Source organism: Nakamurella lactea DSM 19367, assembly GCF_000426645.1.
Lineage (GTDB): Bacteria > Actinomycetota > Actinomycetes > Mycobacteriales > Nakamurellaceae > Nakamurella > Nakamurella lactea.
This window is the reverse complement of record NZ_AUFT01000012.1, coordinates 171,608-192,775: the sequence shown is the minus strand read 5'-3', so window position 1 is coordinate 192,775 and position 21,168 is coordinate 171,608. Positions and strand designations below refer to the sequence as shown.

Here is a 21,168-nt window from a genome sequence, read left to right as displayed (position 1 = left end):
TGCCCGATCGGGCGGCTGCGGTCGAGAGGATTCGCGGTTGGCTATCCGGCCGGCTGCGGCGAACCGCTGGCGGCATACTCGATCGCCGGGACCGGGCTGCGCACCCGCAGCACCGAGGCGATCCGCTCGACCACCTCGGCCGGTAGCTCGGCGCCGTCGTCGCCCAACGGGGCGACCCGCAGGTACCGTTCCGGGGCTGACGCGGCCCGCTCCCGATACGCCTGCTCGGGATCGACGGCCTCCTGGTCGGCCGGCTGCTGGTCGGCTGCCTGCTGGTCGGCCGACTGCTGGTCGGCCGGCTGCTGGTCGGCAGGCTGCTGGTCGGGCGCGCCGGGCCGATCAGGCCGGCCGGGACCGTCAGCTCTGTCGATTCCGTCGGCCAGGCCGTCGGTTTCCCGCAGCTCGAACCCGGCCTCGTCGGCGGCCTCGATCGCCTCCTCGAGGGTGCCGGGCAGCTCATCGGCACCCGGTTCGCCCGGCGGCACGGCCGCCTCGATCGCCGACTGCCCTGGCACCTCCGGGCGGTCGGCTGACGGGTCGACGAAGATCGTCAGATCCGCCCAGGCCCCGCGGGCCACCCACATGCCGACCCGCAACAACCGCTCCTCGTCCTGCCCGCCCTGGGCGCCGAACCGGACCACCAGCGCATCCAGGTACTCCTGGTAGATCACCACCGCGCCGGCCTGCAGAGCCGGCCGCACCGTCTCGGTGAGCCGGTCCGCCAGGTCGGCGGTCGCCCGCAGCGCGTCACCGGGACTGGAGTACGACGACTCCGGCCAGCTCTCCCCGCGTTCCAGCAGGGTCTGCCAGCCGTCCGCCTCGAGACCGGCGGCCACCGTGTCGGCCACCCGGGCGTTCGCCGCGTGATCCGGGCCCTCGACGGTGATCAGCACGCCTGGCCGGTCGTTGTCCTCGGCGAGCAGCCGGCGTCGGCGCAGGATCCGGGACACCACCCCGGCGCGCATGCCGCCCGCCTGCCGGCCGGCGATCACCGCCACCACCACCGCGACCAGGCCGCCGATCGCCAACACGATCCCCGGCCCGGACATCGAGAAGGTGAACGTGCCGATGGTCAGGGTGTGCACACCGATCGCCCCGGCCAGGATCGGTCCGACCGCGATCGCCCCCAGCAGGGTCAACCGCACCGACGACATGACGAAGGCGAACACCCTGCCGCGCAACTGATCCGACACCTCGTGCCCGATCATGGTGAACCCGGTGATCCAGGCGACGCCGGCAGCCAGGCCCATCACCGCCGCGGTGATCACCGCGCCGACGAAGTCGGGCACCAGACTCATCAGCAGCAGCATCAACCCGGCGACGCCGATCGCCGCGGTGAAGACCGCCCGGCGGGGCACCGCCGGCAACACCTTGGGACCGATCAGCATGCCCAGCGCCAGCCCGGTGAACACCGAACCGAACAGGATGCCGTAGCCGGCGTTGCCCGCACCCAGGGTGGCCACGTAGGCCTGGGCCACCCCGGCCACCAGCCCGCCGGCACCGAACGCGCCGAGGATGCCCAGATACAGCGCCCGCATCACCTTGCTGTTCTTGACGAACGAGATGCCTTCCTTGACCAACGAGAAGACGCTGCGGGTGGCGGTGCGCTCGCCGACGAACGCCGGGATCAGGTTGCGGGAGAAGTAGATGATCGATGCGGTGACCACGAAGGTGCACGCGTTGAACACCAGCGCGACCACCACCGCCGTGCTGGAGGTGCTGCCGGCCATCAACCCGGAGCTCTCCAGCACCTCCTGATCCTTGGTCCCGAAGAACTGCGCGACCGTCGACAGCAGGGCGAAGACCAGCGAGGCCACCGGGACCATGCCGTAGATCGAGACATAGTTGAGCTGGTTGGCCACCGCCAGCCGCTCACGCGGCACGATGTTGACCCACATCGCCTGCTTCGCCGGGGTCGAGAACAGCCCGACCGCCTCGACCAGGAACTGCCCGACCAGCAACACCGTCAGGTTCCCGGCGAAGGCGATCACCAGGTAGATGGCGCCCGCCGTCAGGTCGCAGATGATCGCCACCTTGCGGCGGTCGAACCGGTCCACGAAGGCGCCGGCCACCGGGCTCAGGATCAGGTCCGGCAGCAACCGGGTGACCAGCACGCCGGACACCGCAGCGCCCTGCATCAGACTCGACGAGTCCCTGGTCAGGTAGGCCGCCAGCGCTGTGGTGGCCAACAGCCCGAGCCAGTCCCCGAGGCTGGACAGGGTGATGCCGGCCCAGAGCCGACGGAACACCGGGATCCGGATCAGCGCGCCGAGCGCCGACTGCTGTTTCGGCGCGCCGCCAGGGGTCCTGGCTGCGCCGGATGACGCCGCTGAGCTCACGTCACTGCCCACTGTTGATCGCATCGACGATGGACTGGACGATCTCCCGGCCGAGGCCGGTGCCCAGCAGGATCAGCAGGATCAGCCCGAAAAGACAGCCCCAGCCGCGCTTGCCGACCGATTTGCCCTGGGCCGCGGCCAGCTGACCCATCAGCTGGCGGCGTTCCTGCGGGGTCGCGGTCTTCATCTGCTGGAGCAGCGCGGCCCGGTCGGCCCTGGTCAGCAGGCCAGGCACCTGGGGGCGATACGGTCCAGCTCCTGGCGGCACCGGCGGCTCGGCGAAGGGCCGCTGCGCCGGCGCGTTCGACGACGCCAACTGGGCGGACGTCCGCCCGCGGTAGGGATCGGCGAGCTGTGAGTGCTGCGACGACCGCAGCGCCGTCTGCTCGGCCGCCCGCCGCTGGGCGGTGACCCGGCCCTGCGTCAACGATGTCCGGCGGGCCTGATCGGCGGCCCGCTGCCGGGCCTCGGTGCTCGACCGTTGCTGCGCCTGCTCGGCGGCCAGCTGCCGTCCGGCGGCGACGATCGCGTCGTTCGTCAGCGGCGGCGGTCCGTCCACCCTGGTGATTGCGTCCGGGGCGGTCAGCGACCCGGTGAACCCGCTGCCGGCGGTGCGGCCGAGCGGCGCCTCGGCCAGCGGGTCCCCGAACACCACCGGAGCCTCGGTGACGATCGCCGGATCGCCGGTGCCGTCCGCGCCGAACAGGGCGTCGGCGAAGTCGCCTCCGCTGCCCAGCCGTCCCGACGTCATCCGTTGATCGTAGGAGACCCGGCGACCGACCCACTCCGTTTCCCTCAGGGTTCGCCCTGAGATCGGGCGCCGACGGGACAACCCCGCTACGGGCTGACGGGACAACCCCGCTACGGCAGCCGGACGATGGTCAGCCGGCGGTCTTGCGGGCGGGTGCCTTCTTGCGGACCGTTCGGGCGGTAGTGGCTTTCGGCTTCGCCGGCGCCTTGCGGGTCTTCTTCGGCGCCGGTCCGCGGGCCCGGCGCTCGGCGAGCAGTTCGGCGCCGCGGTCGACGGTGAGCGTCTCCACCTCGTCACCCTTGCGCAGCGAGGCATTGGTCTCCCCGTCGGTGACGTACGGCCCGAACCGGCCGTCCTTGATCACCATCGGCTTCTCGGTCGCCGGGTCGGTGCCCAGCTCGCGCAGCGGCGGCGCCGCGGCCGCCGAGCGGCCGCGGGCCTTCGGCTGGGCATAGATGGCCAGTGCCTCGTCCAGGGTGACGGTGAACATCTGTTCCTCGTCGGCCAGCGAGCGGGAGTCGGTGCCCTTCTTCAGGTACGGACCGTAGCGGCCGTTCTGCGCGGTGATCTCCTCACCGTCCGGCGCGACGCCGACCACCCGCGGCAGCGACAGCAGCCGCAGCGCGTCCTCCAGCGTCACCGTCTCCAGCGACATCGACTTGAGCAGCGAGCTGGTCCGCGGCTTCTGCGCCGCGGCCTTCTTGCTGCCCTTCTTGGGTGCGGATGCCCCGGCTGTGCCCTCCGATGCCGGCTCCGGCAGCACCTCGGTGACGTACGGCCCGTAGCGACCGTCCTTGGCCACGATGACGTGCCCGCTCACCGGATCGGTGCCCAGCTCCTTGTCGCCGGCCTCGGCCTTGGAGAACAGCTCGTCGACGGTCTCCGGCGTCACCTCGTCCGGGGCCAACTCGTCGGGCAGGTTCGCCCGCTCCATCTGCGGCGCGGCCGTGGCAGTTCCGTCAGCGCCGGCAGTTGCGTCAGCCCCGTCGGTCTGCTCGACGGCCGCGATCGGCAGCGCCGGCCGCTCCAGGTACGGCCCGTACCGCCCGACCCGCACGTAGACCTGCCGGCCCTGCGAATCCTTGACCAGCGGCAGCGAATTCACCTCGCGGGCGTCGATGCCCTCCAGGTTCTCGCCGACCAGCTTCTTCAGCCCGCCGCTGCGACCGACGCCGCCCTGCGGTCCGACGTCACCGCCGAAGTAGAAGGAGTTGAGCCACGGCACCCGGCCGATGGCCCCGGCCGCGATCTGGTCGAGGTCGTCCTCCATCGCCGCGGTGAAGTCGTAGTCGACGAGCCGGGAGAAGTGCTGCTCGAGCAGGCCGATCACCGCGAACGCGATCCAGCTGGGCACCATCGCCTGGCCCTTGCGCCAGACGTAGCCGCGGTCGGTGATGGTCCGGATGATCGAGGAGTAGGTCGACGGCCGGCCGATGCCCAGGTCCTCGAGGGCCTTGATCAGGCTCGGTTCGGTGTACCGGGCCGGCGGCGAGGTGGTGTGCGAGCCCGGCGTCAGTTCCCTGGTGTCCAGCAGCTGCCCGACCTCCAACTTCGGCAGCCGGCGTTCGGCATCGTCGGCCTCGCCGCCCGCCTCGGCGTCAACGGTCTCGACGTAGGCACGCAGGAACCCGGGGAAGGTGATGGTCCGGCCCGAGGCGTTGAAAACACAGTCGACAGAAGGCCCGGCCCCTCCCTCAGCCGGGGTTGTCCTGGCGGCGATCCTGACCTGCAGCGTCAGCCCTTTGGCGTCGACCATCTGGGAGGCAACGGTCCGCCGCCAGATCAGCTCGTAGAGCCGGAACTCGTCGCCGGACAGCGACTTCGCGACCTCGCCAGGGGTGCGGAAGCTCTCGCCGGACGGCCGGATCGCCTCGTGCGCCTCCTGGGCGTTCTTCACCTTCTTGGTGTACTGCCGCGGCGCCGACGGCACGTTCTCCGGTCCGTACAGCTCGCGGGCCTGCGCCCTGGCCGCGTCCAGCGCCGTCTGCGACAGCGTGGTCGAGTCGGTCCGCATGTAGGTGATGTAGCCGTTCTCGTACAGCCGCTGCGCGGTCCGCATGGTCCGCTCGGTGGAGAAGCCGAGTTTGCGGCCCGCCTCCTGCTGCAGCGTCGAGGTCATGAACGGCGGGTACGGCCGCCGGGTGTACGGCTTCTCCTCGACCGAGGTGACGTTCGCGGTCCCGCCGGCCAGGCCGGCCGCCAGGGTGGCGGCGCCGTCGGAGTCGAGCAGCAGCACGTCGGCGGATGCCTTGATCTGCCCGGTGGTCTCGTCGAAGTCCCGACCGACCGCCAGCCGGCGGCCGTCCACCGTTGCCAGCGCCGCAGTGAACGTGCTGTCGTTGCCCTGCTGGGCGAACTGGGCGTCGATGCCCCAGTAGGTGCCGGCGCGGAAGGCCATCCTGGCCCGCTCCCGCTCCACGATGATCCTGGTGGCCACCGACTGCACCCGCCCGGCGGACAGCTTCGGCATCACCTTCTTCCACAGCACCGGAGAGACCTCGTAGCCGTACAGCCGGTCGAGGATGCGGCGGGTCTCCTGGGCGTCGACCATGTTGTCGTCGATCTCGCGCGGGTTGTCCACCGCTGCCTGGATCGCGGCCCTGGTGATCTCGTGGAAGACCATCCGCTTGACCGGAACCTTGGGCTGCAGCGTCTCCAGCAGGTGCCAGGCGATGGCCTCGCCCTCGCGGTCCTCATCTGTGGCCAGGTAGAGCTCGGAGGCGTCGGCCAGCAGCGCCTTGAGCTTGGCGACCTGGGCCTTCTTGTCCGGCGACACCACGTACAGCGGCTCGAAATCGTGGTCCGTGTCGACGCCGAGCCGTGCCCACGGCTGGCCCTTGTATTTGGCCGGTACGTCGGCGGCGCCGCGCGGCAGGTCGCGGATGTGCCCGATCGACGACTCGACGACGTATCCGTCGCCGAGGTAGCCGGCGATGGTCTTCGCCTTGTTCGGGGACTCGACGACGACCAGCCGGGTGTTCCCGTCCGATCCCTTACGACCTGCCATCAATACTCACGTTTCCTTCTTGTTCTGTCCGCTGTCGAGCGCTGTCGAGCATTCGAACGGCTGTCCCACGCGACGATGCCCGTTTCGGCGCATGATGCCACGCCGGTTCGTCCGGTGGATTCAGCGGCCCGTCGGGAATGCGTCCGGCGGCGCTCCGACCGGTGGCTCACCGAGCAGTTCGGCGAGCCGATCCAGCCGCCGCCTGCCGACAATACGCATGCCGGGTCCGCCGCCCCTGCTGCCGAGCACGGCCGCGGTCAGACCGATGGCAGACAGCGAGGCGGCCAGCCGCGGATAGGTGTGGCCGGCGTGCGGGTCGGTGCCGAGCAGGTAGCCGGACGGATCGGCCCGGCCGGCGGCCAGCGCCCAGCAGCGGAGCAGGCCGCCCGGCGGGGTGGGGAACGCGGCCGCGGTCTTCACCGCGCCGCGGGTCCAGGCGGCGGCGAGTGCGTCGAGTTCCGCTGACCGCTCGCTGCGCACCAGGAATGACGGCACCGTGGCTCCGGCGGCCCTGGCCTGCGGGTCGGGGTCAGGGGCCGACCCCCGACGGACGCTCGAGTTCACTGCGCGCCGGTCGAACTCCGCGCGGATCGCGTCGGCCCGCCAGGCGTCCAGCAGCAGGATGGACAGCCGGCTGCCGTCGGCGTTCCTGGTGATCTGGCCATGGGCGGCCAGCAGCCCGCCCAGGCCGTCCAGGGTCGGGTCGGCGACGTCGGCCGCGAAGAACGAGAGCTGTCCCACGCCACGCACCGTATCCGGCTCGGCAGGTGTCTGGTGCCGCAGCGGTTCAGCCCACCAGCGGGGCGCAGCTCGGGACCTTCTTCAGCTGGGCCACCATCGCCGGTGCGCCCATCATCTCGTCGAAGGCGTCCAGCGGCGCGTTCGCCTCGTTCATCGCGTCCAGGGCCTGTTCGAAGGCGCCCTGCAGGGCGTCGTCACTGCCGGCCGCCGCGATCGGACCGGCTCCGGCCCTGGCCGCGTCGGCGCTCTTCGGAAACGCCGCGACGACGGCCGCGGCCAGCTTGCTGCCGCCGGAGACGGTCGGCGCCGGCAGCGACTTGAGGGCGGCGACGGCCTGGTCCAACCGGTCCGCCTGATCGGTGAGCAACTTCGCCGCGGCCGCCTTCTGGGTCTCCAGGTCGCCGGTGAGCTTGCCGAACTGCTCGCGTGGCTTGTTCGCCAGCCCGGCGCACATCGAGTCGAACCACTTGGTGTCGGTGGCGGAGAAGGAGCCGACCACCCCGGTGCCACTGGGCTTCGGGGTGCTCGGTGTCGGCTGCGGCTTGCGACTGGACGGCGACTCCGAGGTGGTCGGTATCGCGGTCGCCGCGGTGTCGTCCGAGGATGCCGCCGCGCCGGAACCGCTGGTCGGGGCCTGACCGCCCGAGCTGCCCGCGCTGCTCGGGCCGGCGGGCGCTGCGGTGCTGCCGGTGGAGTTGCCGCTCTGCGCGCCCTGGTCGTTGTCGGAGCAGGCGGCCAGGGTCAGCGAGAGGGCCGCGGCCAGCGCGGCTGCCAACACCGCGCTGCGGGTGCGTCTGACGGTGGCACTGCGTCTGACGGTGGCACTGTGGCTGACGGTGGCACTGCGTCTGACGGTGGCACTGCTGGTGCCTCTGCGGGTGCGGGACATCGGGACCTCATGACGTTTCTGCGGGCGCGGCGCCGCCGGGTCGGCGGGATCGATCAGCACCACGGTACCGAGACCGGGCGGCTGCGGACGCCACCTTGGGGACCGGCGCCGGACAGCACAACGGCCGGCAACCCTGTCCGGGTGCCGGCCGCTGTACGTGGTCTGCTGGGCGTGCGATCAGCCGTTGAGTGCCTTGCAGGCCGGGATCTGCGCGATCGCGGCCTGGGTGGCCGAGTCGATCTTCAGGTTCTGCATCTCCTGCAGCGGCTTGGTCGCATCCTGCAGATCGGTGCCGATGCTCGCCAGACCGGACATCGACGCCGGGTCGTTGGGGTCGGCCGCAGCGAACTGCTTACCCAACTCGGTGAACTTCGGGCCCAGCGTTGCGAACGACGTGACGATCTTGGAGGCGAACTCGTCGCCGCCGTCGAAGGTCGGCGCCGGGATGTCCTTCAGGCTGGCGGCCGAGGTGGTGAAGGCGCCACCCATCTTGGTCATCGCGTCGGCCAGCGTGGTGAACGTCTTCTTCGGGTCGGACATGTCGATCTTGCTCTGCAGATCCTTCAGGTCGGCGACCGGCGCCATGCCTTCGCAGAAGGTGCTGAACCAGGCGGTGGTGCCCTCATCGAGGTCGCCGTTGGAGCCGATGGTGGTTCCGGCGTCCGAGGAGGCGCCGTCGGAGCTGCCCGCATCGGTCCCGGCGTCCGAGGTGCCGGCGTCCGAGGTCCCGGCATCCGCGGACTCGTCGGCGGACGATTCGTCAGCCGAGGACTCGGCGGGCGACGTGCCCGCATCCGAGCCGGCGTCCGAGGTCCCGGCAGCCGAGGTTCCGGCGTCCTGGCTGGAGATCGCGGCAGCGGTATCGCTGACCGGAGTGGCGGTGCCGGCATCGCTGCCGCAACCGGCCAAGAGCAGAACACCTGCCGCAACGAACGCGGTCAGCGCTGTGGTGCGCTTCATCTGTTGAGGTCCCTTCTCGCGGCATCTGCCGCAGTTTCCGATCGGGCCCCTGCGCCGATCGGGGCCGGCGTGCCTCGCACTCCGACTCACTGACGCTAACAATGACGCGCCGCCGCCCCGACCGGTTCCGCCGAAGTCCAGGGAGATTCGGGAACGAAAGAGGCCCACCTCACACCATCCGGGTCGGCGGGTGTGAGGTGGGCCTCGTCCAGCGGTCGGCGGGCTAGACCGCGGCCGGCGTCGGGGTGGTGTCCAGCGCGTTCGCGCGTCGCTTGGAGACCAGCACGGCACCGGCGATGATCAGGAACGCGACGATCGCGATGATGATCCGCAGGCCGGCGTTCGCGCTGTCGCCGATGGACAGCGCGACCACCGCGGGGGCGATCAACAGCGAGACCAGGTTCATCACCTTGAGCAGCGGGTTGATGGCCGGGCCGGCGGTGTCCTTGAACGGGTCGCCGACGGTGTCGCCGATGATGGTCGCCTCGTGCGCGGACGAGCCCTTGCCGCCGTGGTGGCCGTCCTCGACCAGCTTCTTCGAGTTGTCCCAGGCGCCGCCGGAGTTGGCCAGGAAGACGGCCATCAGGGTGCCGGTGGCGATGGCGCCACCGAGGAAGCCGGCCAGCGGCCCGACGCCGAGGCCGAAGCCGACGGCGATCGGGGCAAGCACGGCCAGCAGACCGGGCGTGGCCAGCTCCCGCAGCGAGTCGCGGGTGACGATGTCGACGACCTTGCCGTACTCGGGCTTGTTGGTGCCCTCCATGATCCCGGGGATCTCCCGGAACTGCCGGCGGACCTCCTGCACGACGGCACCGGCCGCGCGGGACACCGCGTTGATGGCCAGGCCGGAGAACAGGAACACCACAGCGGCACCGAGGATGACGCCGACCAGCGTGTTCGGGCTGACGATCTCGAACGCGAAGCTCGAACCGATGTCGCCGGCGATGTCGCCGGCCTTGCGCAGCGCCTGGCCGATGGCGTCGGTGTAGGAGCCGAACAACGCGGTCGCCGCCAGCACGGCGGTGGCGATCGCGATGCCCTTGGTGATCGCCTTGGTGGTGTTGCCGACGGCGTCCAGGTCGGTCAGCGTCTTGGCGCCGGCCTCGGACACCTCGCCGGACATCTCGGCGACGCCCTGGGCGTTGTCGGAGATCGGGCCGAAGGTGTCCATCGCGACGATCACGCCGACGGTGGTGAGCAGGCCGCAGCCGGCCAGCGCGATGGCGAACAGCGCGACTCCGATCGTGCCGGACAGCAGGAACGCGCCGTACACGGCCGCGCCGATCACCATCGCGGTGTACACCGCCGACTCCATGCCCAGCGAGATGCCGGACAGCACGACGGTCGCTGGCCCGGTCACGGAGGTGGCCGCGACGTCCTTGGTGGGCTTGGACTTGGTGTCGGTGAAGTAGCCGGTGAGCCACAGGATGACGGCGGCCAGCACGATGCCGATGATCACCGCGACGATGGCGATCAGCGCCGGGTTGCCGCCGCCGGTCATACCGAGGTCGGCGAACGAGGTCGGCAGGTAGACGAAGGAGGCGACGGCACACAGCACGGCGGAGATGCCGGCCGAGATGTAGAAGCTGCGGTTGATCGTCGTCAGACCCGATTCACCGTGCCGTGGCTTGGTGATGTACACGCCGATGATCGCGGTGATGATGCCGATGGCCGGCACGATCAGCGGGAAGACCAGGCCCTTGGTGCCGAATGCGGCGGAGCCGAGGATCAGGCTGGCGACCAGGGTGACGGCGTAGCTCTCGAACAGGTCGGCGGCCATCCCGGCGCAGTCGCCGACGTTGTCGCCGACGTTGTCGGCGATGGTGGCGGCGTTGCGCGGGTCGTCCTCAGGGATGCCCTGCTCGACCTTGCCGACCAGATCGGCGCCGACGTCGGCGGCCTTGGTGAAGATGCCGCCGCCCACCCGCATGAACATGGCCAGCATGGCGGCGCCGAAGCCGAAGCCTTCCAGCACCTTCGGGGCATCGCCGACGTAGACCAGCACCACGACGGCGGCGCCGAGCAGGCCGAGGCCGGTGGTGGTCAGACCGACGGTGCCGCCGGTCCGGAAGGCGATCCGCATGGCCTTGTCCCGGCCACCCGGACCTTCTTCGTTGGCGGCGGCCGCGACCCGGACGTTCGCCCTGGTAGCCAGCCACATGCCGAGGTACCCGATGGTGGCCGAGAAGCCGGCGCCGACCAGGAAGAACAGGCTGCGGCCGATGCGCTCGCCGGCGGAGTCCGCCGGTAGCACGAACAACAGGGCGAAGACGACGACGACGAAGATGCCGAGCGTCTTGAACTGCCGGGTCAGGTAGGCGGCGGCGCCTTCCTGAACGGCAGCTGATATTTCCTGCATCTTGGGGGTGCCGGTGCCGGCGGCCAGCACACCGGCACGCAGGACAAAGGCGATCGCGAGGGCGATCAGGGCGACGACGCCGACGATGACGACAATGGTCTTGTCGCCTCCGCCCATCGTGACGCCGGAGGCTGCGGCGAGGTCCGCCGCCGCTTCCAGAGTGGGCCGGAACATGGGCTCTCCTACCGTGTTGTGCTCGTCAGGGGCTCGACGCACCGGTACGCGGCGAAAGGCGGACCGGCGCTGGTCGACACATGAGCGCACGCCGGAGCGAAGACCGGCGCGCTGGCGTCACCCTAAGGCACCGGAGCCGGTGCTTGGTGCGCGGGGCGGCAGATGTCGGCCGATTTCACCGGTATGCCCGGACAATTCCGGTGTGCCTCAGACCCCGTAGGTGGCCAGCCGGATGGCCGCGTACCTGGCACGCACCGCCTGGCCACGCTCCAGGTCGGCTGCCGACGGGTCGGGCAACGCCGTCGCGGCCACCGGCCAATCCGGCAGCGCGTCGGGCCGGCCGCCGGCCAGCACCCAAGCGGCCTGCCGGGCGGCGCCCAGCGCGACGTACTCGGCCGGGTCCGGCAGCGCCACCGGCAGGCCGAACAGCTCGGCCAGCGAGGCCCGGACCGCACGGGACGCCGAGGCGCCGCCGATCACCAGCAGCCGGCGGGCGCGGAAGCCGGTCGCCGTCAGCGCATCGAGGCCGTCGGCCAGGCTGCACAGCATGCCCTCGACGGCGGCCCTGGCCAGGTTCTCCGGGGTCATTGCGGCGCGGGTCAGGCCGTGCAGCGATCCGGTGGCGTCGGGCAGGTTCGGGGTGCGTTCGCCGTCCAGGTACGGCAGCATGGTGAGCCCGCCGGCACCGGGTTCGGCGCGCAGTGCCAGTTCGTCGAGGCCGGCCAGATCGGTGCCGAGCATGGCCGCGGTCGAGGTCAGCACCCTGGCGGCGTTCAGCGTGCAGACCAGCGGCAGGAACCGGCCGGTGGCGTCGGCAAATCCGCTGACGTACCCCGTCGCGTCGGCACACGGCTCGTCGGCCACCCCGAAAACGGTGCCGCTGGTACCCAGCGACAGCACGACGTCACCGGGTCCGGCGCCCAGCCCGAGGGCCGCGCCCATGTTGTCGCCGGTGCCGGGTCCGACCAGCGCGCCGGACGAGGTCCGACCGACCTGCTCGCCGGGGTCGGCCAGCCGGGGCAGCCGCGGGGCGCCGCCGAACGCCCGCTCCAGCAGGTCGAGCCGGTAGCAACCGGTGGCCGGGGAGAAGTAGCCGGTGCCGGAGGCGTCGCCGCGGTCGGTCACCGCGTCCGCGGCCGGGTCGCCGCTGCGGGACAGCTGCCAGGTCAGCCAGTCGTGCGGCAGCATGACCTGCGCGACCCGGGCGGCGTTGGCCGGCTCGTTGCGGGCCAACCAGCGCAGTTTGGTGACGGTGAAACTGGCCGCCGGGACGCTACCGACGGCTGCGGCCCACTCGGCCGCGCCGAGCTCGTCGATCAGGTCGGCGGTGTCGGCGGCCGAACGCAGGTCGTTCCACAGCAGGGCGTCACGGACCACCCGGTCGTCGGCGTCGAGCGTGACCATGCCGTGTTGTTGGGCGGCCACCGCGATCGCCGACGCACCGTCCAGCAGTCCGTCCGAGGCCGACTCGAAGGCCTGCCACCACTGGCCCGGCGCCGCCTCGAGGGTCTGCGGGTGGTCCGCCCGGCCGGACCGCAGCACCCGGCCGGTCTCCGCGTCACAGACCAGCACCTTGCAGGACTGGGTGGACGAGTCCACTCCGACCACTGTCGATCCCGTCATGCCGCCGATCCTTGCACGCCCCCCGATCGCGCTTATCAACTTCTCACGCGCTTGCGAAATAGTGCACTTCCGTCACGCCCGTCCCAGAATCGTCCAGTTGGCAAGCGCATGCGATGTTGATAAGCGCCGGGACGGTCGGAGGCGGCGGGGAGAATGCAGGAATGACGGACGACCGGGATCTGCTGAGCGTGCTGCTGCGCTCGGTACCCGCCTGGCAGGAGCCCGTCACCCATGTCGAGGAGATTCCGGCCATGGCCGGGCTGGCGGTCGACTGGCCGGACTGGACACCGGAGCTGCTGCGCCGGGCGCTGCTGGAGCGCGGCATCGACCGGCCGTGGGCGCACCAGGCGCAGTCGGCCGAGCTGGCCTGGGCGGGCCGGCACACGGTGATCGCCACCGGCACCGCCTCCGGCAAGTCGCTGGCGTTCCAACTGCCGGCGCTGGCCCGGCTGCTGGCCGATCCCCGTGCCGGCGTGCTGTACCTGTCGCCGACCAAGGCGCTGGCCGCCGACCAGTTCGCCTCGATCGAGGGACTCGGGCTGCCCGGCGTCCGGCCCGCGGTCTACGACGGCGACACCCCGCTCGACGAGCGGGACTGGGTCCGCGAGCACGCCCGGCTGGTGCTGACCAACCCGGACATGCTGCATCGCGGGGTGCTGCCCGCCCACTACCGCTGGGCCCGGCTGCTCCGCCGACTCTCCGTGGTGGTGATCGACGAATGCCATGCCTACCGCGGGGTGTTCGGATCCCATGTGTCGCTGGTGATCCGGCGACTGCGGCGGATCGCCAGGAGTTACGGGTCGGACCCGGTGTTCGTACTGGCGTCGGCCACCGCCGCAGATCCCGCTGCCGCGGCCGCCGCGCTGATCGGTGCGGACGTCACCGCGGTGACCGATGACGCCGCGCCAAGGGCCGGCCGCCGCTTCGTCCTCTGGGAACCCCCACTGCTCTCCGATGACGACACCGCCTCGCTCGGCGACGGTGGAGGTGGAGGTGGTCGCGGCGAGAACGGCGGCCCGGTCCGGCGTTCGGCGCCGAACGAGACCGCCCGGATGCTGGCCGATCTGGTGGCGGCCGGCGCCAGGACGTTGGCGTTCGTCCGCTCCCGACAGGCCAGCGAACAGGTCGCTCTGTCCGCCGCCCACCGACTCGAGCGCACCGACCCCGAGCTGTCCGGCCGGGTCGCCGCCTATCGGGGCGGCTACCTGCCCGAGGAGCGTCGTGCGCTGGAGAAGGCTTTGGGCACCGGCGATCTGCTCGGTGTCGCCTCGACCAATGCCTTGGAACTCGGCATCGACATCTCCGGACTGGATGCTGCCCTGCTGGCCGGCTACCCGGGAACGCTGGCCTCGCTGTGGCAGCAGGCCGGCCGGGCCGGGCGCGGCGGCGAGCGGGCGCCGCAGGCACTGGTGGTCTTCGTGGCCAGGGACGATCCGCTGGACAGCTACCTGGTGCACCACCCGGACGCCGTCTTCGGCAAACCGGTCGAAGCCGCCGTCACCGACCCGCAGAACCCGTACATCCTCGGTCCGCACCTGCGCTGCGCCGCGGCCGAGCTCCGGCTGACCGAGGACGACCTCCCGTTGTTCGGTGACCCGGCTCATGTTCGCGAAGTGCTCGCAGATCTGGTGCGGGACAAGCTGTTGCGGGTGCGTTCACAGGGCTGGTACCACGTGCTGCCCGGACATCCGGCGGGCGAGGTGGACCTGCGCGGCGGCGGTGGACATCAGGTGGCGATCGTCGAGTCGGCGACCGGCCGGATGCTCGGCACCGTCGACGGCGCCAGGGCGCCGGCCGGGGTGCACCCCGGGGCGGTGCACCTGCACCGCGGCGACAGCTACGTGGTCGACGACCTCGACCTCGAGCAGGGGGTGGCGTTGGTGACGGCGGACAAGCCGGACTGGACCACCTCGGCCCGGTCGATCTCCAGCGTCGAACTGTTGGACGGCGCGCGGCGGCGGCAGTTCCCCGGCGGGGTGACGCTGGCACTCGGGCCGGTCAGGGTGACCGAGCAGGTGGTCGGCTACGTCCGACGCCGGCCCCGCGGTGAACTGATCGACATGATCGAGTTGGACCTGCCGGAGCAGGTCCTCGACACCCGCGCAGTGTGGTACACGATCGAAGCCGAACGCCTTGCCGCGCATGGCATTCCGGAGGCTGCGGCGGCCGGGGCACTGCATGCGGCCGAGCATGCGGCGATCGGCCTGCTGCCGCTGTTCGCCGGTTGCGACCGCTGGGACATCGGCGGTCTGTCGACGAACCTGCATCCGGACACCGGAGCGGCGACGGTGATCGTCTACGACGGGTTCGCCGGCGGCGCCGGCTTCGCCGACCGCGGGTTCGCGGTGATGACGCAGTGGCTGACCGCGGTGCGGGACGCGGTGGCCGGCTGCCGGTGCCGCTCGGGATGCCCTTCGTGCGTGCAATCGCCCAAGTGCGGCAACGGAAACCACCCGCTGTTCAAGGACGGGGCGGTGCTGGTGCTGGACCTGGTGTTGGCCGCCATCGGCGCCGGTGAGCTCAGCGCAGCGGATCGAACGGGCGCAGCGGATCAGGCGTCACCCCGGTGACGATCTGTTCGGCCAGTAGCTTGCCGGTCAGCGGCCCGAGCGAGATCCCCCACATGCCGTGGCCACCGGCCGTGTAGATGCCCGGCGTGCGGGTGGCGCCGACCAACGGCAGGCTGTCAACGGTGACCGGTCGGCCGCCCACCCAGACGTCGTGCCGGTCGTCCCAGTCGACGCCGGTGAGCAGAGGTCGACCCGCCCTGACGATCGATTCGACCCGGCCGAGATCCAGCGGGGCGTCGACATCACGGAACTCCATGGTGCCGGCCACCCGCAACCGGTCGCCCAGCGGCGTGCAGGCCATCCGCTCGTGCGGGAAGTACACCGGACCCGGAACCGTCTGGGCCACCGGAACACTGAACGAATAGCCGCGGCCGGCCACCATCGGCACCTTGACCCCGTACTGTCTGGCCAGTTCCGGCAGCCAGGCGCCGGTGGCCAGCACCACAGCGTCACCGGAGACCGGCTCGCCACCGAAGAGCTCGACGACGAAGCCGTCGCCGGCATGCCGGATGGTTCGTACGGCGGCACCGGTGTTCAGTTGACCACCCCGGTCCTGCACGGCAGAGGCCAGCGAGTCGGCGTACTCGCCGGGATTGATGTACCGCTGGCCGGAGATCTTGACCGCCATCTCGACCTCGGGCGCGACGATCGGCACCGCGGTTCGCAGCGCAGCACCGTCGATCGATTCGGTCTCCAGATCCAGCCCGGCCTCCCGGATCTGCTCGATCTCCTTGACCAGTGCCCGTGAGTCGACGGCCTTGCGGAACGCCGCCATGATCGGTGCCTCGTGGGTTGGCGACTGCACCCCGCCGGCGGCGAGTTCGTCGTAGGCGTCGATCGCCATCCGGTTCACCGGGACGTAGCTGGCCATCGTCCGCCGCCAGGTCCTGGCCGTGCACCGGCGGGCGAAGCCGAGCATGAACCGCCAGAGTTTCGGGTCGAACTTGAACGGCACGTACAGCGGAGAGTCCTTGTCCAGCAACGCCTTGATCCCGTAACGCAGAATGCCGGGTTCGGCCAGCGGGATCGACAACCCCGGCGAGATCCAGCCGGCGTTGCCCCAGGAGGAGCCGGCGGCCACCCCGGAGCGGTCCAGCACCACCGTTTCGACCCCGCGCTCCTGCAGGTACCAGGCGGTGGACAGACCGACCATGCCGGCGCCGATCACCACCACCCGATCCGGTCCGGTGTGCTTGCCGATGTTCCCGGTCATCCCGGCTCCTTTACTGTGCCGACGCCGCTGCCGGCCGACGCCGCTGTCGGCCACCCGACCGGGACGCTACCAGCGGCCCACCGGGACGCCGCGCTCACCAGGACGCCGGCCTGCCCGGGCCGTGCCCTACCGGTCAGCCGACCTGGCCGGGCGAGACGATGGCACCCTGCTCGATGAGCGCACCCTGCAACGCCGCCACGTCGACGCGGGACGGCGAGACGCCGTCGCCGGCGGCCAGCGCGGCCGCCACACCCGCCGCATGCCCGATGGCAGCGCAGGTGGCACCCACCCGCGTGGAGCCGAGCGCATCACGGTCGACGGAGATGCATCGACCAGCGACCACCAACCCCTCGACGGTCCGCGGAATGAGCGACCGGTAGGGAATGCCGTACGGGAGCGGGACGTACATCTGGTGCATGCCGACCTCCCCGTCCGCCGGGTGCACGTCGATCGGCCAGCAGCCGACGGCGACGGAGTCGTTGAAGGCCGTGCCCGACCGGACGTCGTTACCCGTCATCGTGTAGTTCCCGACGAGTCGCCGGGTCTCCCGAACACCGATCTGGGTGCTCGTCTGCAGCAGCCGGGCTCCCTGCAGTCCCGGCGTCCTGGTCAGGAACTCGCTGATCGCCCGGCTCGAACGACGCCCCTCGATCTCGGCGCGGGTCAGGTCGCGAACGTTCGATGCGTCGCCGTAGTGCCGAGTGCTGTTGACCCACAACACATCCTTGTCCAACCCGCCGAACCACGGTCCGCCGTAGGAGGGCAGCCGCCCGGCGGCGCGCTGCTGCCTCATCAGCCTGGGGTCGAAGGGAACATCGTTGCGACGCGAAGAGTGGTCGCCAAGAACGGGCTCGCCGAGCATCCCCGGTTCGGGCCCGATGGGGACACACTGTGGAGCACTGTGCGAAATCGCCGGATCGAGTGCGGCGCCGACCATCCGGAACGGCATGGTCATCGGCTGCAGCGAATCACTTTTCTCCCAGGCATTCCCGGCACGGGCGAACACCTCGCCGTCACCCGTGCAGTCCACCGTGGCTCCGGCCAGCACGGCCGACCGCCCGTCGACGTTCTCGATGCACAGACCCACCACCGCACCGCCCTGGACAATGGGGGCGGCGGCCCAGGTGTGGAACAGGGTCTCGGCGCCGGCCTCCGCCAGCAACTCGTCCGCGACGAGTTTCATCACCTCCGGCTCACTGTTGAGCACGAAACCGGCGTTGTCTTCCGCGCCACCGAGGCTGACGGCGCGACGAAGCCACTCGCCGGGGACGCCGTCGACCGCCCGGACGTACGGGCGGAGCCAGCAGTTGTAGCCCGCGAGGGTCAACACCATTCCGGCGGTCCACATACCGCCGAGGAAGCCATGGCGTTCCAGTAGCAGGGTTTTCGCACCCATCCGGGCCGCGCCGACCGCAGCGCTCACGCCCGCCGGCCCGCCGCCGACGACGAGGACGTCGACCGCGGCGAAGACCGGTAGGTCGCGGGCGGCCTCACGGACGGTCGGTCCGGGCCGCATCGTCGTCACCCCTTGAGGTTCAGGTGAATGAGGATGCGGGCAGGCTGCCGCTCGCTGGCGCCGGACACGGTCAGCCGCAGCCAGTTCCCGAACTGCCCGACCGGCAGGTCGATGAGCGAATCGGCAGCGGCGAGGGTCGCAGCCGATCGCCGCAGCCAGTTGATGCCGTCCGGGGAGACCTCGACGCCGAGCGCCAGATCGGCGTGATCGCCCTCGGTCTGCAGGAAGAAGACGGCCTCGGTCGCCCAACCCGCCTCGTACGGCAGTGTGGCGTAGTCGTCGGAGATCCGCACCCGGCGCGCCAGGACGGAGGTATTCGTGTTCTGCATGAACGTATCCCGCTCACTCGGTCGAGTAGACGATGGAATCGAGGAAGAGGTGGACGCTGCGGTTCGTGTCCGTCTCGACGTAGAAGATCGGATTGATCAGGTTGTCGATCGAGGAGTACCGCTCCACCAGCGTCGGCGAAATCCCGCGCAGGTCGAAAACGGTATCCATCGATTGCAGTTCGATGTACTCCCGCTTTTCGATGTCCACCAGCAGCCGGAAGTACAGCCAGTTCAGCTTGTCGGGGCTTTCGTTGTACAGCAGGTCCTGTTCGCCGCCGGGAAGCCACTGGTAGCCGTCCGACGAGCCGTCCGGGTTGCGGCGCCCGTACCAGAGGTTGTCGATGCCCACCTTGCACCAGCCGTCCTCGACGCCGAAGTTCCAGTCGGCGCGGGTGACACCGTCGGACGCCTTCCAGTACTGCCAGCGTTTGACCGGCTTGCCGTCGATGGCGTTGACGTATCGGACACCCGGCATGTAGCGGTACTCCGAGTCCTGCACATCGAAGTAGAAGCCGATCGCACGCAGGTCCTGCTCGCCGAGGCCGACCCGGTCCTGCGCCGGGGTGTAGGAGTACCACGCCTCGATCTGGATCTTCGAGGGATCACCGAACCGGGACAGCCTCTTGAGAGCGACACCCATCGACCCGGCGGCCGGCGGCTCGGTCGGCGGACCTGCGTTCGGCGCGGTGGTGAGCTTGAGCGAGTAGGTGCCCTCCATCGAACCGTGGGACGAGGCGAACCGCATCGATGCGCTGGAGAGCATCGCCGGCGCCCAACTCGTCAGGTCGACCGCGGAATCGAACGATTCGTAGTTGTCGTAGACGAAGTTCGGCGTCAGGTCCAACCAGCCGTTGAAGCCCTTGTCGAAGTCGTCGTAGGTGATCACACGGGCCAGCGGGTTGAACCGCTCGAGGCCACGCTCATAGCTGAGAATGCGTTGCATCATGTCCTTCTCGGCAGTGGTGGGACGCCGGGGGCGGAGACAGGGTCGCCGCCCCCGGCGTGCGGAGCTACTTCAGGAGGCCAGGTAGACGGTGCTGAAGTCGATGTACTCGGTCGGCGGAACGACCAGGCCCTTGACGTTGTTCTTGTACGCCACGTTGACCTTGGTCTGGAACAGCGGAATGGCCGGAACGTCTTTCGCCATGATGTCCACGACCTGCTGGTACAGCTTCAGTCGCTCGGCCTTGTCGTTCGACTGCTGCGCCTTGGTCATCAGCTTGTCCAGATCGGGGTTGCAGTAGCCCAGCCGCTTGGCCACGCAGCTGTACAGGCGATTGAGCGTGTAGTCCGCGTCACCGGTCAGCGTCTGGTTCGGCTGGAAGTCCATGTACCAGTTCAGGGCCTGGAACTCTTTGAGCCAGGTCGCCGAGTCCAGACCGCGCGGCTCGACCGTCACCCCGATGGCCTTCCAGGACGAGATCAGCGTCTGCGCCAGCGCGCTGTCGGTGGCATTCGCCAGACTGAAGATCATGTCGATGCTGAACCCGTTGGGGTAGCCGGCATCCGCCAGCAGTTTCTTCGCCCCTTCCGGGTCGTAGGTGGGCATGTCCTTGGCCGGGAGGCAGCCGAACGCGGTGGACGGGCAGAACGAGTCCATCGTCTGCCGGGAGTCACCGTAGAGGCTGGACACGATGGTCGGCAGATCCAGCGCCATCCACATCGCCCGGCGCACATCCGGGTTGTCCAGCGGCTTGCGGGAGTTTTCGAACCAGACGAAGTAGTAGCTCAGGCTGTCGAACTGCGACAGGGTGACGTTGGGCAGCGCCTTCACGGTGTCGAACTGGTCGTAGGTCAGGTCGTTGAGCACCTGGACCTGGTCGTTCGACAGCGCAGTGATCTTGGCGTTGACGTCGGTGATCTGCTTCATCGTCAGCGTCTTCAGTTTCGCCTTCTCACCCCAGTACTTGTCGTTGCGGGCGAAGCTGAAGTGATCGTTCGCCACGTAATCGGTGATGACGAAAGGGCCGGTGCCGATCGGCTTCGCCCAGTACGCGTCGTCGGCGGCCGTCGACTTCGTGTGCGAGAACTCGGCCTTGCCGATCTTGACCATCGACAACACTCCGACCAGGGTGCCGGTCGGCGCATTCGTGGTGATCTTCACCGTCGCATCGTCGGGGGCCTCGATCTTTTCGATCGGCGCCAGCACGGCGGCCAACGGTCCCTCGGCCGCGATGTACCGTTCCAGGCTGCCCTTCACGTCCGCCGAAGTGAACGGGGTCCCGTCGCTGAAGGTGACGCCGGTGCGGAGCTTGAAAACCAGCTCGGTCGGGGTGTTCCACGACCACTCGGTGGCCAGGCCCGGCACGATCTTCATGTCCTGGTCGAACTTGACCAGGGAATCCAGCACCTGGGAGATCGCCATGTTCACGCCGATCTCCAGCGGGTTCTTGGAGATGTCGGAACCCGCCCACCCATAGGCCGGCACGAACGTCAGGTTCTGTTGATCGTCGGGCAGCGCATTGCCGGCCGGTGCTGCGCTCTGGGCGTCGGAGCCGCCGTTACTGGTGGTGGCGCCGGCACCCTCGGAGGTAGCGCTTCCTGCTGCGGTGGTGCCGGTATCGGTGCTACCGGAACTGTCGCTGTTGGAGCAGCCCGCGAGGGCCAACGCCGCGATCGTCAGTGCCGTCACGACGCCCGCGAATCTCTTGCGTCCTACTTTCATGCGAGTTCTCCTTCGATCGGGTGACACGGTCC

The 21,168-nt window shown here is 70.1% G+C and carries 14 protein-coding genes; 1 reads left to right on the top strand and 13 read right to left on the bottom strand.

Features of this window, described 5'->3' with window-relative positions; genetic code table 11:
• Positions 1-41: 41 nt before the first annotated feature.
• The 8 genes from K340_RS0114140 to xylB all read right to left on the bottom strand — a co-directional run bounded on the left by K340_RS0114140 (position 42) and on the right by xylB (position 12,843).
• Complete coding sequence (locus K340_RS0114140; protein ID WP_084614449.1) at positions 42-2,363, bottom strand: MFS transporter; 2,322 nt, start codon at positions 2,361-2,363, stop codon at positions 42-44.
• Positions 2,341-3,090: a hypothetical protein gene (locus K340_RS0114135; protein ID WP_029137197.1), complete on the bottom strand. Its 750-nt coding sequence runs from the start codon at positions 3,088-3,090 to the stop codon at positions 2,341-2,343. The genes K340_RS0114140 and K340_RS0114135 overlap by 23 nt, the downstream gene beginning before the upstream one ends.
• A 130-nt stretch (positions 3,091-3,220) precedes the next feature.
• Entirely contained in the window at positions 3,221-6,097 is a 2,877-nt protein-coding gene (topA, locus tag K340_RS0114130) for a type I DNA topoisomerase (RefSeq protein ID WP_029137196.1), read from the bottom strand.
• Positions 6,098-6,217: 120 nt separating this feature from the next.
• Positions 6,218-6,838 carry a hypothetical protein gene (locus tag K340_RS0114125; RefSeq protein WP_029137195.1) on the bottom strand — a complete coding sequence of 207 codons (621 nt, stop codon included), beginning with the start codon at positions 6,836-6,838 and terminating at the stop codon, positions 6,218-6,220.
• A 46-nt stretch (positions 6,839-6,884) separates the two neighbouring features.
• Positions 6,885-7,727: a hypothetical protein gene (locus tag K340_RS35935; RefSeq protein WP_154674261.1), complete on the bottom strand. Its 843-nt coding sequence runs from the start codon at positions 7,725-7,727 to the stop codon at positions 6,885-6,887.
• Positions 7,728-7,904: 177 nt separating this feature from the next.
• On the bottom strand, positions 7,905-8,687 hold the full coding sequence (locus tag K340_RS0114105; protein ID WP_029137192.1) for a hypothetical protein: 783 nt from the start codon (positions 8,685-8,687) through the stop codon (positions 7,905-7,907).
• Positions 8,688-8,910: 223 nt separating this feature from the next.
• On the bottom strand, positions 8,911-11,220 hold the full coding sequence (locus tag K340_RS0114100) for a sodium-translocating pyrophosphatase (RefSeq protein ID WP_051266309.1): 2,310 nt from the start codon (positions 11,218-11,220) through the stop codon (positions 8,911-8,913).
• A gap of 207 nt (positions 11,221-11,427) precedes the next feature.
• Positions 11,428-12,843: a xylulokinase gene (gene xylB / locus K340_RS0114095; RefSeq protein WP_029137190.1), complete on the bottom strand. Its 1,416-nt coding sequence runs from the start codon at positions 12,841-12,843 to the stop codon at positions 11,428-11,430.
• 161 nt (positions 12,844-13,004) lie between these two features.
• On the opposite strand from xylB, the gene K340_RS30085 reads away from it, so the two are divergent.
• On the top strand, positions 13,005-15,413 hold the full coding sequence (locus K340_RS30085; protein ID WP_037364668.1) for a DEAD/DEAH box helicase: 2,409 nt from the start codon (positions 13,005-13,007) through the stop codon (positions 15,411-15,413).
• On the opposite strand, the gene K340_RS0114085 is transcribed toward K340_RS30085, so the two are convergent.
• The 5 genes from K340_RS0114085 to K340_RS0114065 form a co-directional block, all read right to left on the bottom strand.
• Positions 15,364-16,626 carry an NAD(P)/FAD-dependent oxidoreductase gene (locus K340_RS0114085; protein WP_037364666.1) on the bottom strand — a complete coding sequence of 421 codons (1,263 nt, stop codon included), beginning with the start codon at positions 16,624-16,626 and terminating at the stop codon, positions 15,364-15,366. The genes K340_RS30085 and K340_RS0114085 overlap by 50 nt on opposite strands.
• Positions 16,627-16,759: 133 nt before the next feature.
• Positions 16,760-18,142, bottom strand: coding sequence for an FAD-dependent oxidoreductase (locus K340_RS0114080; RefSeq protein ID WP_029137188.1), 1,383 nt, complete (start codon positions 18,140-18,142; stop codon positions 16,760-16,762).
• A 5-nt stretch (positions 18,143-18,147) separates the two neighbouring features.
• Positions 18,148-18,471: a DUF6385 domain-containing protein gene (locus K340_RS30080; RefSeq protein WP_037364663.1), complete on the bottom strand. Its 324-nt coding sequence runs from the start codon at positions 18,469-18,471 to the stop codon at positions 18,148-18,150.
• A gap of 13 nt (positions 18,472-18,484) precedes the next feature.
• Positions 18,485-19,414 carry a DUF6772 family protein gene (locus K340_RS0114070; protein WP_084614472.1) on the bottom strand — a complete coding sequence of 310 codons (930 nt, stop codon included), beginning with the start codon at positions 19,412-19,414 and terminating at the stop codon, positions 18,485-18,487.
• Between the two features lie 72 nt (positions 19,415-19,486).
• Positions 19,487-21,136 carry an ABC transporter substrate-binding protein gene (locus K340_RS0114065; RefSeq protein WP_029137186.1) on the bottom strand — a complete coding sequence of 550 codons (1,650 nt, stop codon included), beginning with the start codon at positions 21,134-21,136 and terminating at the stop codon, positions 19,487-19,489.
• Positions 21,137-21,168 lie beyond the last annotated feature (32 nt).